The organism is Rhodococcus sp. ARC_M6 (assembly GCF_022810305.1).
GTDB lineage: Bacteria > Actinomycetota > Actinomycetes > Mycobacteriales > Mycobacteriaceae > Rhodococcus_F.
This window is the reverse complement of the sequence record NZ_JALGQH010000026.1, coordinates 26,698-42,718: the sequence shown is the minus strand read 5'-3', so window position 1 is coordinate 42,718 and position 16,021 is coordinate 26,698. Positions and strand designations below refer to the sequence as shown.

14 protein-coding genes are annotated in these 16,021 nt (G+C 61.1%); 5 read left to right on the top strand and 9 right to left on the bottom strand.

Annotated features, from left to right (window positions below; translation table 11 throughout):
* Positions 1–90 precede the first annotated feature (90 nt).
* Positions 91–438 (top strand): DoxX family protein, encoded by a 348-nt coding sequence (locus MTX36_RS22305; protein WP_243621835.1) that lies wholly within the window; start codon positions 91–93, stop codon positions 436–438.
* A 25-nt stretch (positions 439–463) separates the two neighbouring features.
* Here the strand turns inward: MTX36_RS22305 and MTX36_RS22300 are convergent, their stop codons facing one another.
* Entirely contained in the window at positions 464–1,432 is a 969-nt protein-coding gene (locus MTX36_RS22300) for an alpha/beta hydrolase family protein (protein ID WP_243621834.1), read from the bottom strand.
* A 72-nt stretch (positions 1,433–1,504) separates the two neighbouring features.
* Between MTX36_RS22300 and MTX36_RS22295 the strand changes: the two genes are divergently transcribed.
* On the top strand, positions 1,505–2,326 hold the full coding sequence (locus tag MTX36_RS22295; RefSeq protein WP_243621874.1) for a Ku protein: 822 nt from the start codon (positions 1,505–1,507) through the stop codon (positions 2,324–2,326).
* On the opposite strand, the gene MTX36_RS22290 is transcribed toward MTX36_RS22295, so the two are convergent.
* The 8 genes from MTX36_RS22290 to MTX36_RS22255 form a co-directional block, all read right to left on the bottom strand.
* Positions 2,295–5,606 carry a condensation domain-containing protein gene (locus MTX36_RS22290; RefSeq protein WP_243621833.1) on the bottom strand — a complete coding sequence of 1,104 codons (3,312 nt, stop codon included), beginning with the start codon at positions 5,604–5,606 and terminating at the stop codon, positions 2,295–2,297. The two genes, MTX36_RS22295 and MTX36_RS22290, sit on opposite strands and share 32 nt — an antisense overlap.
* A gap of 163 nt (positions 5,607–5,769) precedes the next feature.
* Complete coding sequence (locus MTX36_RS22285; RefSeq protein WP_094272826.1) at positions 5,770–6,192, bottom strand: metal-sulfur cluster assembly factor; 423 nt, start codon at positions 6,190–6,192, stop codon at positions 5,770–5,772.
* On the bottom strand, positions 6,192–6,668 hold the full coding sequence (gene sufU / locus MTX36_RS22280; protein WP_243621832.1) for a Fe-S cluster assembly sulfur transfer protein SufU: 477 nt from the start codon (positions 6,666–6,668) through the stop codon (positions 6,192–6,194). The genes MTX36_RS22285 and sufU overlap by 1 nt, the downstream gene beginning before the upstream one ends.
* 3 nt (positions 6,669–6,671) lie before the next feature.
* Positions 6,672–7,937, bottom strand: a complete 1,266-nt coding sequence (locus MTX36_RS22275; protein ID WP_243621831.1) for a cysteine desulfurase — start codon at positions 7,935–7,937, stop codon at positions 6,672–6,674.
* Positions 7,938–7,942: 5 nt separating this feature from the next.
* The gene (gene sufC / locus MTX36_RS22270; RefSeq protein ID WP_243621830.1) at positions 7,943–8,746 is read right to left on the bottom strand and encodes a Fe-S cluster assembly ATPase SufC; all 804 of its coding nucleotides are present in this window, start codon (positions 8,744–8,746) and stop codon (positions 7,943–7,945) included.
* A 33-nt stretch (positions 8,747–8,779) separates the two neighbouring features.
* Complete coding sequence (gene sufD, locus MTX36_RS22265; RefSeq protein WP_243621829.1) at positions 8,780–10,000, bottom strand: Fe-S cluster assembly protein SufD; 1,221 nt, start codon at positions 9,998–10,000, stop codon at positions 8,780–8,782.
* A complete protein-coding gene (gene sufB, locus MTX36_RS22260) occupies positions 10,000–11,460 on the bottom strand; it encodes a Fe-S cluster assembly protein SufB (protein ID WP_243621828.1) in 1,461 nt (486 codons plus the stop codon). The genes sufD and sufB overlap by 1 nt, the downstream gene beginning before the upstream one ends.
* Before the next feature lie 132 nt (positions 11,461–11,592).
* Positions 11,593–12,246 (bottom strand): metalloregulator ArsR/SmtB family transcription factor, encoded by a 654-nt coding sequence (locus MTX36_RS22255; RefSeq protein WP_243621873.1) that lies wholly within the window; start codon positions 12,244–12,246, stop codon positions 11,593–11,595.
* 222 nt (positions 12,247–12,468) lie between these two features.
* On the opposite strand from MTX36_RS22255, the gene mptB reads away from it, so the two are divergent.
* The 3 genes from mptB to MTX36_RS22240 are packed head-to-tail and all read left to right on the top strand — an operon-like array spanning position 12,469 to position 16,000.
* Complete coding sequence (gene mptB, locus MTX36_RS22250) at positions 12,469–14,223, top strand: polyprenol phosphomannose-dependent alpha 1,6 mannosyltransferase MptB (protein ID WP_374230518.1); 1,755 nt, start codon at positions 12,469–12,471, stop codon at positions 14,221–14,223.
* Complete coding sequence (locus tag MTX36_RS22245; protein ID WP_243621827.1) at positions 14,220–15,161, top strand: ABC transporter ATP-binding protein; 942 nt, start codon at positions 14,220–14,222, stop codon at positions 15,159–15,161. The genes mptB and MTX36_RS22245 overlap by 4 nt, the downstream gene beginning before the upstream one ends.
* Positions 15,158–16,000, top strand: coding sequence for an ABC transporter permease (locus tag MTX36_RS22240; RefSeq protein ID WP_243621826.1), 843 nt, complete (start codon positions 15,158–15,160; stop codon positions 15,998–16,000). The genes MTX36_RS22245 and MTX36_RS22240 overlap by 4 nt, the downstream gene beginning before the upstream one ends.
* Positions 16,001–16,021: the final 21 nt, after the last annotated feature.

Genomic DNA, 16,021 nt, shown 5'->3' with positions numbered 1-16,021 from the left:
CTCCTACCGTATCAGCGACAAAATTGTAGATTCGGATAAATCGTTTATAGTTCTCAACGATCATCCCGCATCTACCGTTGGAGCCAGACCATGTTCATCGCCTATGTCGTTATCGCAGCGATCTTGACCGCAACCCTCGCAGGTTCCGCCTACCTCGATCTCACACGAGAAGAGAAGCTGGTCGCGAGCTTGACCGGGCTCGGCGTGCCTGAAGATCGGATCCCGCAACTCGGACTGATCAAGTTGGCCGGAATCATCGGACTGCTGGTCGGGTTGTGGATCCCCGCCATTGGAATCGCCGCCGCGATCGGGCTGACCCTGTACTTCGTCGGCGCAGTCGTCGCGCACCTCAAGGCAGGCGACCACCAGATCGCGCCGCCGGCAATGCTCGGCCTTCTCTCGGCCGCCGCGTTGGTGCTTCGCATCGTCTCGATGTAGCTCCGCGGCAAGACCGCCCTGGCGATCAGGCACCGATCGAACGCGCAATCATCGTCCATGAATTGTGCAGATCGTCCTGCCAGTAGCCCCATGAGTGTGTGCCGGTGGGCCGAAAGTCGAAGGTGGCCGGAATGCCCAGGGAATTGAGTCGATCAGCCAATGTATGGGTACAACCGTCGACAGCTGCCTCGATCACACCGCCGATAGCCACCTGGCTCGCCAGCGTTCCGACATTGCCGTCGATGCCCGGTCCGGCGAGATTCTCGTACGGACCGGGCAGGCCGGTTCCGCTGGAAACGTAGAGGTCCGTGCCACGGAGTTTCTCGGCATTGACCACGGGATCGTTTTCACGCCAGCCCGGTCCGTCAAAGGGACCCCACATATTGGTGGGGTCGGCGCCACCCCGCGCTCCGACAACAAGCCTGACGTAATCCTGCCCGGGCTGTGTACTCGTCTCGGCGCATCCGCTGTACGCGCCGACGCTCAGATACAACCCGGGTGCAGCGATCGCTAGATTGAGAACAGATGTCGCCGTCATCGAAATCGCGGCGATGGCATTGACTCCGGTAGTGCCGAATCGTGCATCGATCGCGGGCGGAAGTTCCTGGGTGAGGAAGGTCTGCCACTTATTTCGGCCCAGCACCGGATCGTCCTTCTGCCAGTCGGTGTAATAGCTGAACGCGCCTTCCATCGGGGTCACGACATTGACGTTCTTGTCAGCGAAGAAGCTGAGCACATCGGTGCGCGCTTCCCACGTCGCATTGTCTTCCCCGCCGCCGGCGCCGTTGAGCAGATAGAGCGTCGGCCGCGGTGAGCTCGTATCAGCCGGGAGGATTACTTCAAGGGAGATGTCGCGATTCATCGCGTCGGAGTGCACCGTGATGGTGAGTGTGCGCGCGTTCTCAGCGACGGCAGGCCCCGGAGCAAGTAGCGCCGGAACGCAGCACACCGCTGCCGCTAGTGCGAAAACTCGAGCACCGGTGAAATTCCTCATCCAATGCAAGTACCCGAAATCGATACGGCAAACCTGAGGTTTCTCTCGCGCAATCGGCCGCCAGCGACCATCATGGAAACCATGCGCTCGATTTGGAAAGGCTCGATAGCGTTCGGTCTGGTCAATGTTCCGGTCAAGGTGTATTCCGCGACCGAAGACCACGACATCAAGTTTCACCAGGTCCACGCCAAGGATGGTGGCCGGATCAAATACAACCGTGTGTGCTCGGAGTGTGGAAACACCGTGCAATTCGCTGATATCGACAAGGCGTACGACGCGGAAGACGGCTCACGGGTAATCCTCACCGACGAGGATTTCACCAAGCTACCGGCCGCTGAAAAGCATGAAATCCCCGTGCTCGAATTTGTTCCGAACGATCAAATCGATCCTGTCCTCTTCGAGAAGAGTTACTTCCTCGAACCAGATTCGGCGTCACCGAAAGCCTATGTACTTCTCTCGACGGTACTGGCGGAGAGCGACCGTACTGCCCTCGTTCACTTCACTTTGCGGCAGAAAACTCGACTCGCCGCGATGCGCGCTCGCGACGGGGTATTGGTTATCCAGACGTTGCTGTGGCCCGACGAGGTGCGCGCCGCGGAGTTCCCGTCACTCGACGGCGTGGAAAAGCCGAAGGACAAAGAATTGAAGATGGCCCAGACCCTGGTGGAGAGCATGGCGGGCGATTTTGATCCGACCGAATTCACCGACGACTACCAACTTCAACTTCGCGGACTGCTCGACGAGATGATCGAGAATGGCGGCAAGAAGGTCATACCTGCGGCCGAAGTCGATCAAGGTGGTGAGGACGCGGACGTCGTCGACCTCGTGGCTGCCTTGCAGCGCAGCGTCGACGAGGCCAAATCTAACGCTGAGAAGAGCCGAAAACGCGCCTGATCGCCGGTGTGGGCGCAAGGATCGGCGATGGAAGGGCAGCAATGTCGATGTGTCCATCGGCGCCGATGGGAAACGAATCCACGATGTGGAAGCTGTCAGGAACCATGTACGACGGCAGATGATCCATTGCGTGTGCCGCTAGCACGTCGAGGGCGACGACGGACTGCGAACTAGCGGCGTGTGCGCTTCGGACATAGGTGATCACGGCGCCACCGGCCGGTGTGGCGGCCACGACGGTGACGGAATCTTCGATCCCGTGTAGCGCAGTCATGACGGCGTCGATCTCGTCGAGGTCGACCCGGACGCCTCGCACTGATGCTGTCCGCACGCCATATTCCAGATGCTCGAGTTGCCCCGTCGCAGTCCAACGACCGCGTTCGCCGGTGCGGTACAGGCGGCGCCCGTCACGATTGAACGGATCTGCCACAAAATCCACCGCCGTTTTTCCTGGTCTTCGGAGATATCCGCGCGGCAGGTGGCCGTCGATAACGTAGATCTCCCCTGGGACTCCGATCGGCACCGGAGACAAGTGGTTGTCCAGAACATAGACGGAGTGACCCCGAACCGGCGGAAATCCGTCAGGATAATGGAAGTCGTTGCTGGGGATCAGAGTTCGGCCGTGCAACAGAGCGCCCCAGATTCCGGCGTCCCCTGACGCAATCGCGGCGCCGTGTGTCACGCTCAATCCGTACGAGCGACCCGAGTACTGGATGTGCGCAAGAGCATTCGCACCGCCCCGATCCATGCGTTGAGGACGCTCCGACGAATAGCCGTCCACGTCGGTACTCACGACCACCTGGCCAGAAATCTCGGAATCAGCTATGACGCAATGCGGTTGCGCGTCGTACAGGATGAAAGCCTGTCGCAGTGCGGGTCCACTGCCCTCGAGAAGAAAGTAAGCTCCCCCGGCTTCGAGCACAGCAATGATCGCGACAACCGTGTTCACCGACCCCGAAAGGTGAATACCAACCGGAGTCTCAGCCTCGACCCCCATGTCGATCAGCTTGTGCGCCAGCCTGTTCGACCTCTCGAACAGATCTCCGTAGGTGATCCGATCGGCATCCGAGGTCACCGCGATTGAGTCCGGATTCTCCAGCGCGACCTGTACAAATCCTTCCGAGAGGTCCCCGATCACCGCGTTCGGTTGCGTCACAGCCATCAATTCTTTCCGCTCGTCCGGACGCAGGAGATCGACGGAGCCGAGCGAAGTATGTGAGTTGTCGACCATCGCTCGAAGGATGCGAACAAATCGAAATGCGAGGCCGTCGACCTGCTGCGGCGACGCAAGGCAATCGAAGAATCCGACGATCGGTTGCAGATGTCGATCGGAATTTCGCTGAGGAATTGGCAGCGCCACATATACTTCCGGCATGGCGGCGAGGTCGAATCCGACCGGAATTCCGACCATGACTTCGGGAAACTGCGGGTGCGCATCGATGGGATCTTGGGCAGACACCAGAACCCGGAACGGTGGACCGGCGTCGACCGAATGCCCGTCCCCCACATTTGCCATCACTGCAGACAAGCGAATATCCGCGTGGATCAAGGCGTCGACGATGACATCATCCATCTGCTCGATCAATCGGGCCAGGCTCACATTCGTGTCCACCGCCGATCGGAGCACAAGTTGGTTCGCAAACATCGACACAAATTCGTCTGCAGTCGTTGCTCCGTAGCCTCGAACCGAGATCCCGATCGAAATTTCCGACGCCGAACCCATCCGCCGCAAGAGACCCGCCACTGCGGTCTGGAGCAGCACGAACACGCTGGTACACATCGAATCTGCCAAGGCTTCGAGCCCTCGGTACAACTCCGGGCCGATCACGATCTCTGCTGACGAACGCTCACCGACAGGCGCGGCGAGCAGTCCCAGTTCCGGCGCCGGTGTCGCTAGCACGGTGCTCCAGTAGGCCAGATTCCGCGAGTGCCGAACTGCGGAACCCCAGACCGTTCCGGTACGGGGGTCCACATCCACCAACTGGGTCCGCGGTTCTGCGGCACTGAAGTGTGCAACGAATTCGAGGAACCGTCGATGATGGACAGTCAGCACTTCGCCCGTATACATATCAGGGTTGGCCGCAAAACTGATCTGAAGTTCCGCGTCCCGCGAAACCTGGCTCACCGCGACGTCCAGATCTTCGACGGGTCCGGCCGATAACCCGTGCAGGACACCCTGAGCATCACCGATGGTGAGTACAACTGGAAACAGATTCAGAGTGAGTACCGGCCCATGATGTAGCCGCTGGTCCCGATACTTCTGATGACGCAGCGCACCCACCAATTCGAACTTGACTGCCCTCAACAATTCGTCGACACCGACGCGAGGATCGACAATCAGCCGTAGGGGAACAACGTTCGACATCGTTCCGCCCGACCGCCGGACGATGTGCGTCGTCCTCACGGGGACCGGAAGACGGAGAATGAGGTCGTCGGAACCCGTCATCCGCGCAAGATACATTGCGAACGACGCAGTCACGACGGTCGACAAGGTGACATTCTGCGATTCCGCGAGATGCACCAGCGACGCGGTCACACCAGGCGGCACAGTCGCAGATCTGACCAGCGGCTTCGCGCCAGTCGCCGCACCAGGCTCAGCCAACGACGTTCGCACCGGAGCGCCCGCGAGTTTGGCATCCCAGTACTGCCGGTCGGCGTCCCATCGCGTCGACCCGCGATACGCCTGTTCGGTATCGGTCATCGAGTGCACCGACTGTGCCGAAGTCAATGGAACCGGTGTACTGCGAACCAGGGCTGTGTAGACCTCGGCGGCGCGGGCAGTCATCGAACGCGATCCGGCCCCATCGAGCACGATCTGGTGGATTCGGGTGTACCACAACCATCGTGCGTCGCCGAGCACCAGAACTGCGCTGCCGGTTAGCGGATCGGACAGTAGATCAAGTGGTCGGACGGATTCGTTGCCCATCCAGTTCTGGGCAGCCGATTCCGGATCGGTTTCGGCGCGCAGATCAACGACGTCGATGCGGTCGGGCACGTTTCTGCCGATCCGATTCATTACAACGCCGTGCGATATTTCCAAGGTCAGGCCTGCGGAACCGAATTCGCGTGCGGACTGCGCGATTGATGCCCGGAGGATCACGAGGTCGAGCGTTCCAGCTACATCAACGTAGTGACTGACACACAGCGGAACATCCGGTCGGCGTTGCTGTGAATCGAAGATTGCCTGCTGAAGCGGAGTGAGCGCACACAATTCGCTCGATCGAAGTATCTGGCGATCGGGTGATGTTCCGAATCCGCTTCTTCGACCGGGACTGCGTTTCACACAAATCTCCCTCGGGACGTATGTCACTAGACGGGCATAGCGCTTCAATGGTAGACATCGCGCGAGCACATAACGGCGTTACCAGACATAACGACAAACGCCGGCACCTTGATCGGGTACCGGCGTTCGCCGTCAAAGATGTCCGTGCAGGAAAGAGCTTCCGTCAGACAGTGAAACCTAAAGCGCGGAGCTGTTCGCGGCCGTCTTCGGTGATCTTGTCCGGTCCCCACGGCGGCAGCCACACCCAGTTGATCTTCATGTCAGTGCACAGGTCGCTACGCACCAATGCGCCGCGCGCCTGGTCCTCGATGACATCCGTCAAAGGACATGCTGCCGACGTCAAAGTCATGTCGACGGTGACAATTCCGTCGTCCTCGTACAGTCCGTAGACCAGACCGAGATCAACGACGTTGATACCCAATTCTGGGTCCACGACGTCGCGCATCGCTTCTTCGAGTTCGTCGAGGCGCTCCGGCGACGGGACGGTACCCGTGCCCTGGGCGCCACCGAACTCCGCCGTGGAATCGGGGTTCGGGTTGACCGGTGCAGTCACCTCGGACGCCTGCTCTGATTGTGTCTCGGTCATTATCCCTGTCCTTTAGTCGTGTCGACCAATTCAGTTTTGCCGTCCACTATCTGAACGACTGCATCCTTGAACGCCATCCATCCGAGCAACGCGCACTTCACGCGTGCCGGGTACTTCGAAACTCCGGCAAAGGCAATACCGTCGCCGAGTACATCCTCGTCGCCCTCTACCTTGCCGCGACTGCTGACCATCTCGCTGAACGCAGTGACGGTATCGAGCGCGTCGGTAACCTGCATGCCGATCACGAGATCGTTGAGCACCGACGTCGACGCCTGGCTGATCGAACAACCCTGGCCGTCGTAGGACACGTCGGCGACACTTCCGTCGTCCGCGATCTGGACCCGAAGGGTTACCTCGTCGCCGCAGGTGGGGTTGACGTGATGAACTTCGGCACCGAACGGTTCACGCAAACCGCGGCCGTGGGGATGTTTGTAGTGATCGAGGATCACTTCCTGGTACATCTGCTCCATACGCATACTTCAGCTCAACTCCCCTGTGACACCGAAAAATTCCTGCGCGCGCTTGATCGCCGCAACCAACACGTCGATTTCTCCAACGGTGTTGTACAGAGCGAACGACGCGCGGGCGGTTGCCTGCACACCGAGGCGGCGATGCAGCGGCCACGCGCAATGGTGTCCGACGCGGATAGCAACGCCGTCGTCGTCGAGGATCTGACCGAGATCGTGGGCATGAATGCCGTCGACGACGAACGAGATTGCGCCGCCGCGATTCTCAGCGGTCTTCGGACCCACGATCTGGAGACCCGCGATGGTCGACAGCTTCTCCAATGCCGCTTCGACCAGCATATGTTCGTGTGCCGCAACAGCGTCCATTCCGACGTCGTTCAAGTAGCGCACTGCGGCACCGAGACCGACAACCTGGGAAGTCATCTGCGTTCCGGCTTCGAACCGCTGCGGCGCCGGCGCATACGTGCTGGCTTCCATCGTGACGGTTTCGATCATCGATCCCCCCGTGATGAACGGAGGGATCTCGGACAGCAACGAAGCTTTGCCGTACAGAACACCGATCCCGGTGGGGCCGAGCATCTTATGGCCCGAGAACGCCGCGAAGTCAACATCCAGAGCATGGAAGTCGACTGCCATGTGCGGCACGGACTGGCACGCATCGAGAACTACCAGCGCACCCACAGCACGCGCCCGACGGACCAACTCTTCCACCGGAGCGACCGCACCGGTCACGTTGGACTGATGGGTGAACGCCACGACCTTGACGGCCGAGGTGAGCTCGAGCGAATCGAGATCGATCCGTCCGTCGTCGGTGATGCCGTACCACTTCAGCGTCGCACCGGTACGCCGCGCAAGTTCCTGCCACGGAACAAGATTGGCGTGATGTTCGAGTTCGGTGATGACGATTTCGTCGCCGGGTCCGACATGCCGGTCGAACCGGTCGTCACCGAGAACGTACGTCACCAGGTTCAGTGCTTCGGTGGCGTTCTTCGTGAAAGCCAGTTCATCGGATTCTGCACCGACGAACTCTGCGATCAGAGTCCGTGCGTCTTCGTACGCATCGGTGGCTTCTTCGGCCAGCTGATGAGCACCTCGGTGGACGGCCGCATTACACGTGGTGAGGAATTCCCGCTCGGCATCGAGTACCTGGAGAGGCCGCTGCGAAGTCGCACCGGAATCCAAGTACACCAAGGGTTTTCCGTCGCGCACGGTACGCCCCAGGATCGGGAAGTCTTTCCGAATCCTGGTGACGTCGAGCGCACGCACCGAGGTGGTCATCGCGCTTATGCTCCCTGAGTTGCTGAAGCGTCCGCGGTGAAACGAACGTAGCCGTTGGTCTCGAGCTCGTCAGCGAGTTCCGGTCCACCGGACTCGACGATGCGGCCGCCGACAAACACGTGGACGAAGTCGGGAGCGATGTAACGCAGGATGCGCGTGTAGTGCGTGATCAGCAGAACGCCGCCGTTCTCGCGCTCCTTGTAGCGGTTGACGCCCTCGGAGACGGTACGCAGCGCGTCGACGTCGAGGCCGGAGTCGGTCTCGTCGAGGATCGCGATCTTCGGCTTGAGCATGCCCAGCTGCAGGATCTCGTGGCGCTTCTTCTCGCCGCCGGAGAAGCCTTCGTTGACGGAACGCTCGATGAACGAAGGATCGATTTCGAGCTCGGCCAGCGATTCCTTGACTTCCTTGACCCAGTGGCGAAGCTTGGGAGCCTCGCCGCGCACTGCAGTAGCAGCGGTGCGCAGGAAGTTGGACATGGAGACGCCGGGAACCTCGACGGGGTACTGCATTGCCAGGAACAGGCCGGCGCGTGCACGCTCGTCGACGCTCATCGCGAGGACGTCTTCACCGTTGAGGGTGATGGAACCGGAGGTCACCTGATACTTGGGGTGGCCGGCGATGGCATAGGACAGCGTCGACTTGCCGGAACCGTTGGGGCCCATGATTGCGTGGGTCTCGCCGGAGCGAACCGTCAGGTTCACGCCCGTGAGGATCTGGATCGGCTCAGCGTTGGCGTCGGAGTTGGCAACCTGGACGTGCAGGTCACGAACCTCGAGGACAGAGTTGGTGTTTTCACTGGTTGTCATGAAATTCCTTCAAGATGAGAAGCAGTTGGGCGGTCAGGAGCCGACAGCTGCGAGTTCGGCTTCGACCGCAGCTTCGAGGCGATCGCGCACCTCGGGAACAGCGATCTTGTTGATGATTTCGTGGAAGAACCCACGCACGACCAGACGACGCGCCTGATCCTCCGGGATACCGCGAGCACGCAAGTAGAACAGCTGCTCGTCGTCGAAACGGCCCGTAGCACTGGCGTGCCCGGCTCCGACGATTTCACCGGTCTCGATTTCGAGGTTCGGCACCGAGTCTGCGCGAGCGCCGTCGGTGAGAACCAGATTGCGGTTGAGCTCGAAGGTGTCGGTGCCTTCGGCTGCCGCGCGAATCAGGACGTCGCCGATCCACACTGTGTGCGCATCGGGCTTGCTCGAGTTGGGATCGCCCTGCAGTGCACCCTTGTAGACCACGTTGGACTTGCAGTTGGGCTGCGAATGATCCACGAGCAGACGCTGTTCCAGATGTTGACCGTCGTCGGCGAAGTACACGCCGAGCAGTTCGGCGTCGCCGCCGGGGCCGTCGTACTTGACCGTGGCCGACAGGCGAACGAGGTCGCCGCCGAGGCTGATCGAGGTGTGGCGAAGAACGGCGTCACGGCTCAGTCGAGCGTGATGCGACGTCACGTGAACGGTGTCTTCGGCCCAGTCCTGAACTGCGACGACGGTCAGATGAGCACTGTCACCGAGAACGAATTCGACGTTCTCCGCGAAGGTTCCACTGCCACGCTGATCGATGATGACCGTCGCCTTGGCAAACTGAGCCAGACGAATCTGCGTGTGTCCGTAGGCGACCTTGTCGATGCCGGGGCCCGTCATGGTGACGACAACGGGGTTCTCGACCTCGATCTCGGCACCAACGGAGATGACCGTTGCCGCTTCGAAGCTCGAGTATGCCTGTGCCGCAATGCGATCGGCGGGAACGCCGGCCTTGCCCAGACGCTCGTCGTCGCGACCGACGGTCTCGACGGTGACGTCGGCACCAGCCTCGACGTCGACGGTGACTGCTGCGTTGGCAACAGCACTGCCGTCGTGCAGGCCGCGCAGACGACGCAGCGGGGTGAACCGCCAGATCTCGTCGCGTCCGCCGGGGACCTCGAATGCATTGACGTCGTACGACGCGAATGCTTCACCCTTGTTGGTGATGGGTGAGCCTGTAGATGCTCGCTTGACTGGAGCGGCCGGGTTTTCCCCTGCGACTGCCCCGATTACACCGGTTTCTGGCGTGGTCACTAACCCACAGCCCCTTCCATCTGAAGTTCGATAAGGCGGTTGAGCTCGAGCGCGTACTCCATGGGGAGTTCCTTCGCGATGGGCTCGACGAATCCACGGACGATGGTGGCCATCGCCTCGTCCTCGGTCAGGCCGCGGCTCATCAGGTAGAAGAGTTGATCGTCGCTGACCTTGGACACTGTGGCCTCGTGGCCCATCGTGACGTCGTCCTCGCGGATGTCGACGTACGGGTAGGTGTCGCTGCGGCTGATCTGGTCGACCAGCAGAGCGTCACACTTGACGGTCGACTTAGAACCGTGAGCACCCTTGTTGATCTGCACCAAGCCGCGGTACGACGCGCGTCCACCGCCGCGGGCGACGGACTTGCTGATGATGGTCGACGAGGTATGCGGCGCGAGGTGGAGCATCTTGGCGCCGGTGTCCTGGTGCTGTCCCTCGCCCGAGAATGCAACGGAGAGAACTTCACCGCGGGCGTACTCGCCCATCAGCCAGACGGCCGGGTACTTCATGGTGACCTTGGAACCGATGTTGCCGTCGATCCACTCCATCGATCCACCGGCTTCGACCTTGGTGCGCTTGGTGACCAGGTTGTAGACGTTGTTGGACCAGTTCTGGATGGTCGTGTAGCGGCAATGGCCGCCCTTCTTCACGATGATCTCGACAACCGCCGAGTGCAGTGAATCGGACTTGTAGATCGGCGCGGTGCAACCTTCGACGTAGTGCACGGATGCGTTCTCGTCGACGATGATCAGGGTGCGCTCGAACTGCCCCATGTTCTCGGTGTTGATACGGAAGTACGCCTGCAGCGGGATGTCGACATGCACGCCCGGGGGGACGTAGATGAACGAGCCACCGGACCACACAGCGGTGTTGAGCGCGGAGAACTTGTTGTCGCCGGCCGGGATTACCGAACCGAAGTACTCGCGGAACAGTTCCGGGTGCGTCTTGAGCCCGGTGTCGGTGTCGAGGAAGATGACACCCTGCTGCTCGAGATCCTCACGGATCGAGTGGTAGACGACCTCGGACTCGTACTGAGCTGCGACGCCGGCAACCAGGCGCTGCTTCTCGGCCTCGGGGATGCCGAGCCTGTCGTACGTGTTCTTGATGTCCTCGGGCAGGTCTTCCCAGGACTCGGCCTGCTTCTCGCTCGAGCGCACGAAGTACTTGATGTTGTCGAAGTGGATGCCTTCGAGGTCGGAGCCCCAGTTCGGCATCGGCTTCTTCTCGAAGGTGCGCAGAGCCTTGAGACGGATGTCGAGCATCCACTCCGGCTCGCTCTTCTTCGCAGAGATGTCCCGCACGACAGCCTCGGAGAGACCGCGCTGGGCGCTGGCTCCGGCTACGTCGGAATCGGACCAGCCGTAGCCGTAATGACCGAGGGAAGCAATGGCCTCGTCCTGCGTGAGCGGCTCGGTGCCTGCAGTTGCAGTGGTAGTCGCCTGGTCTGATGTGACGGTCATGCGAGCTCCTTCCGGAGTCTTGTTTCTTGACGGCTGCTTACTTCGCTACGAGGGCTGAGTTCGAAGCGAGGCAAGCAATTCTGACTGTGAAGAACTAACGGGAAAATTTGGGGGCTACAGGGTCGGGAGGTTTCATTTGCTCCCGTTCGATACGAGGGGAACGTGTGTCGTGCAAGCACAGTCACCGTTCGCGATGGTCGCGAGACGTTGAACGTGAGTGCCGAGAAGTTGACGGAACGCTTCCTGTTCGGCGTCGCACAGTTCCGGAAATTCCTCTGCCACATGTGAAACGGGGCAGTGGTGCTGGCAGATCTGAACGCCGTTGCCCACCGGCCTGGTCGAGGCGGCAAATCCGACGGAGTTGAATGCTTCGGCGATAGCGTCTGCCGTCGCCTCGACATTTGCCACGTCGCTGGGATCGGCCGGTTCGACGTCTCCCACGATTGCCTGGACACGACGCTTCGCAAACTCCTCGATTGCTGCATCTCCGCCGATTTCGCGGAGCTGACGCATTGCGGCTCCCGCAAGATCGTCGTAGGCATGGCCGAGACGGCCGCGTCCGGTGGCAGTGATCTGAAACTGCTTGGCCGGGCGTCCACGTCCACGCTGACGGAGCGACGACGCCGATGCAGCGCGAGCCTCACCGGATTCGATCAACGCGTCGATGTGACGTCGGACACCTGCAGCGCTGAGGCCGAGTCGAGTGCCGATTTCGGAAGCTGTGATGGGGCCCTCTTCGAGCAGCAACTTGACTACTGCAGCACGGGTCTGCCCCTCGACGCTCACCGTTACCGGCGTTGCGACAGCACTCTGCGAGGAGGCTGCAGCATTCTGACCTGCATCTTCCTTACTTCGAGTACCTGTCGCATTTCTTTTCACAACACAAGTGTGACGGAATTACCCGCGCAGGTCCACTAAGGGCAACCTGCATTACATTCCGGAATAGTCGGACTGCCCGCATTGTTCGCAGCTGTCTACGTACAAAGAGGGAGCCGCTACGCTTCCTGGGTGCCACAGACCCCCACGCAGAAGACGACCGCGCAGTCCACCCGCGCGATCCTGCTGGACAAACCCAAGCATCTAGCCCTTTCGGTTCTCGGCGTCCGCCCCTTCGGTTCGAAGCCGCGACAGTCGATGACGGCCGCTCTTCACGGCGACGAAGACGAGCGACCCGGGCTCAACGAAAAAGAAACCGCGCAGCTGCGTGGGATTCGGCGATTCGGAGCCACCGGTTCGGTACTGATGGCAATCGGCGCCCTGGGCGCCGGCGCACAGCCAGTCCTCCAGAATCCGACGGCCGGACTGCGGGTGTTGAGCCTTCCGGGCCGCATGCCGACCGTTTCTCTCACGATGACGATGACCGGCACAGTTCTCGTCGTACTCGCGTGGTTGATGATGGGCCGTTTTGCCGTCGGCGATCTGCGCAGCCGCAAGGGTGCGCCGCGGAGAATGAGCCGATCCCAGCTCGACCGGACGCTCCTGCTGTGGATCCTTCCGCTGTCCGTCGCACCGCCGATGTTCAGTCGGGACGTGTACTCGTACCTCGCGCAGAGCGAGATCGCGGCGCGTGGACTCGATCCCTACTTGATCGGCCCCAAGGCTGCTCTCGGTGTCGACCACGTTCTCACTCGCACTGTTCCCACGATCTGGCGAGACACACCAGCTCCGTACGGGCCGTTCTTCCTGTGGCTCGGACGCGGAATCAGCTCACTGACCGGTGACAACATCGTCGCCGGCATTTTCCTTCATCGCCTCCTCGTCCTCTTCGGCGTCGCACTGATCGTGTGGGCCCTGCCTCGGTTGGCCAAACGATGTGGGGTCTCCGCAGTCAGCTCGCTGTGGCTCGGTGCAGCAAACCCGCTTCTGCTGTTCCATCTTGTTGCCGGAATCCATAACGAAGCCCTCATGCTCGGACTCATGCTCGCCGGAATCGAGGTGGCGCTTCGAGCCGTCGAAGGTGCGGGCCCCATCCGTGGACGCTCACTTGCGTTGCTGATCGCCGGTTCCGGATTAATCGCATTGTCAGCGACCGTCAAGATTCCGTCCCTCCTTGCGCTCGGATTTGTCGGAATGGCATTGGCCCGCCGCTGGGGCGGGAACTGGAAGTCGTTCTTCTCAGCCGCGGCGTTGTTGGCTGCGGTCACCGTCGTGGTGATCGGCTTCATCAGTGTTGCCAGCGGTCTGGGCATGGGTTGGGTCAACACGCTCAATACTGCGACGGTCGTTCGAAGCTGGATGTCGATACCCACGATCCTGGGCGTCGGCACCGGTTTGGTCGGAGTGCTCCTCGGACTCGGCGACCACACGACGGCGATTCTCACTATCACCCGACCCATCGCTTATCTGGTCGCAGTACTGATCACGGCCCGAATGATGATGGCCGTCTACATGGGTCGCATCCACGCGGTCGGCGGACTCGGCATTGCGCTGGGCGCCATCGTTCTACTCTTCCCGGTTGTCCAGCCGTGGTATCTCCTGTGGGCGATACTCCCCCTCGCAGCCTGGGCAACCGCACCGATCTTCCGAGTACCGGCCGTGGTTTTCACGTCGATAGTCAGTGTCATGCTGATGTCGAACGGCGCCGAGTACCTGCCGTTCATGATCGTGCAAGCAGTTGTCGCCACCATCATCACCGCAGGATTGTTGATCTACATCACCCGTAAATCGCTTCCCTGGCGCATCGACAAACCAGTAGCGGAAATCACGAAATCCGGGCCAGCGGACCAAGTCGGCTCCCCGGGGGCTTACGCTGATTCCCCGTGACCTCGAGAGCTTCAAGATCGTCGACGCCGGCCGTGCGCATCGAAGGTGTCGTCAAATCGTTCGACGGTGTGCGCGCCGTCGACGGTATCGATCTCACCGTTGAATCCGCGCAGGTCGTTGCCCTGCTCGGTCCGAACGGTGCCGGAAAAACCACCACAGTCGAGATGTGTGAAGGTTTTGTCACACCCGATTCAGGCACGGTGCGCGTTCTCGGCCTCGATCCCATCGCAGACTCCGGAGAAGTTCGTTCCCGGATCGGCGTGATGCTCCAAGGCGGCGGCGCGTATCCCGGATCCAAGGCCGGCGAGATGCTCGACCTCGTCGCGGCCTACTCCGCTGATCCACTCGATCCCACCTGGCTCCTGTCCAAGCTCGGGCTGACCGACGCCCGGAAGACCCCGTACCGGCGCCTCTCCGGTGGCCAGCAACAGCGACTGTCGCTGGCCTGCGCTCTCGTCGGACGCCCGGAGCTCGTCTTCCTCGACGAGCCGACGGCGGGCCTCGACGCCCAGGCTCGCCTGTTGGTGTGGGAATTGATCGACGCACTGCGCCGTGACGGCGTCAGCGTCCTCCTCACCACTCACCTCATGGACGAAGCCGAAGCGCTTGCCGACGAGTTGGTCATCATCGACCACGGCCGCATCGTCGCGTCGGGAACTCCGGCCGAGGTGACCAGCAAGGGCGCCGAAGGGCAATTGCGGTTGACCACGACCGCCGGGTTGAGCGTCGACTCCTTGGCAACGTCCCTGGCGGGATTCCGCGTCGCCGAATCCAACCCCGGAACTTATTTGATCGAGGGCGCGATCGAGCCGTCGACAGTCGCGACGGTGGCGACATGGTGCGCTGAGCAGAATGTACTGATCAACGACATTCGCGTCGATCAACGTAGTTTGGAAGACGTCTTCCTCGAGTTGACGGGTCGTGATCTGAGGGGATGACGGGAATCAAGATCGTGAACGAAACAGTGTCGAACAGTCAGAACAGCGCCCGGGACCGACGGTTGGCCGAAAACCGCTTCGAGTCCGGGACCTTCTCCCCCAATCCTCGCGCTAATTCCGCGTCGAAAATGATGGCGGCACAGACCAAACTCGAGCTGACGTTGTTACTGCGCAACGGGGAGCAATTGCTGCTCACCATGTTCATCCCCATCACGTTGCTCATCGGATTGTCGCTACTACCGATCGGCGATCTCGGCGATTCCCGGGTCAGCACCGTACTTCCCGGCGTCATGATGGTCGCTGTGATGTCGACGGCTTTCACCGGCCAAGCCATCGCCGTGGGCTTCGACCGCCGATACGGCGCCCTCAAACGCCTTGGCGCGACGCCACTTCCACGTTGGGGAATCATCGCGGGCAAGAGTGCATCCGTCATCATCGTCGTCGCGCTGCAGTCGCTACTGCTAGGCGCGATCGGGTTGGCATTGGGTTGGCGTCCGACGTTTACGGAACTCTTGCTCGGCGCAGTAGTCATCGCTTTGGGCACCATCACATTCGCATCACTCGGACTTCTTCTCGGTGGCACCTTGCGCGCGGAAATCGTTCTCGCACTTGCCAACATCCTGTGGTTCGCAATGGCAGGCATCGGCAGCATGGTCTTTGTCAGCGGCGACATTCCCGACGCTGTACAGACCTTGGTGCGGTTGGTTCCGTCCGGAGCGTTGGCCTACGCACTCGACGCCGCCCTCGCCACATCCATGGACTGGTTCGCGATCCTGGTCCTCGTCGTCTGGGCTGCCCTCGGAACGGTCGGCGCAGTTCGTTGGTTCAAATTCACATAGGCCCTGCGCGGACAGTAGCCC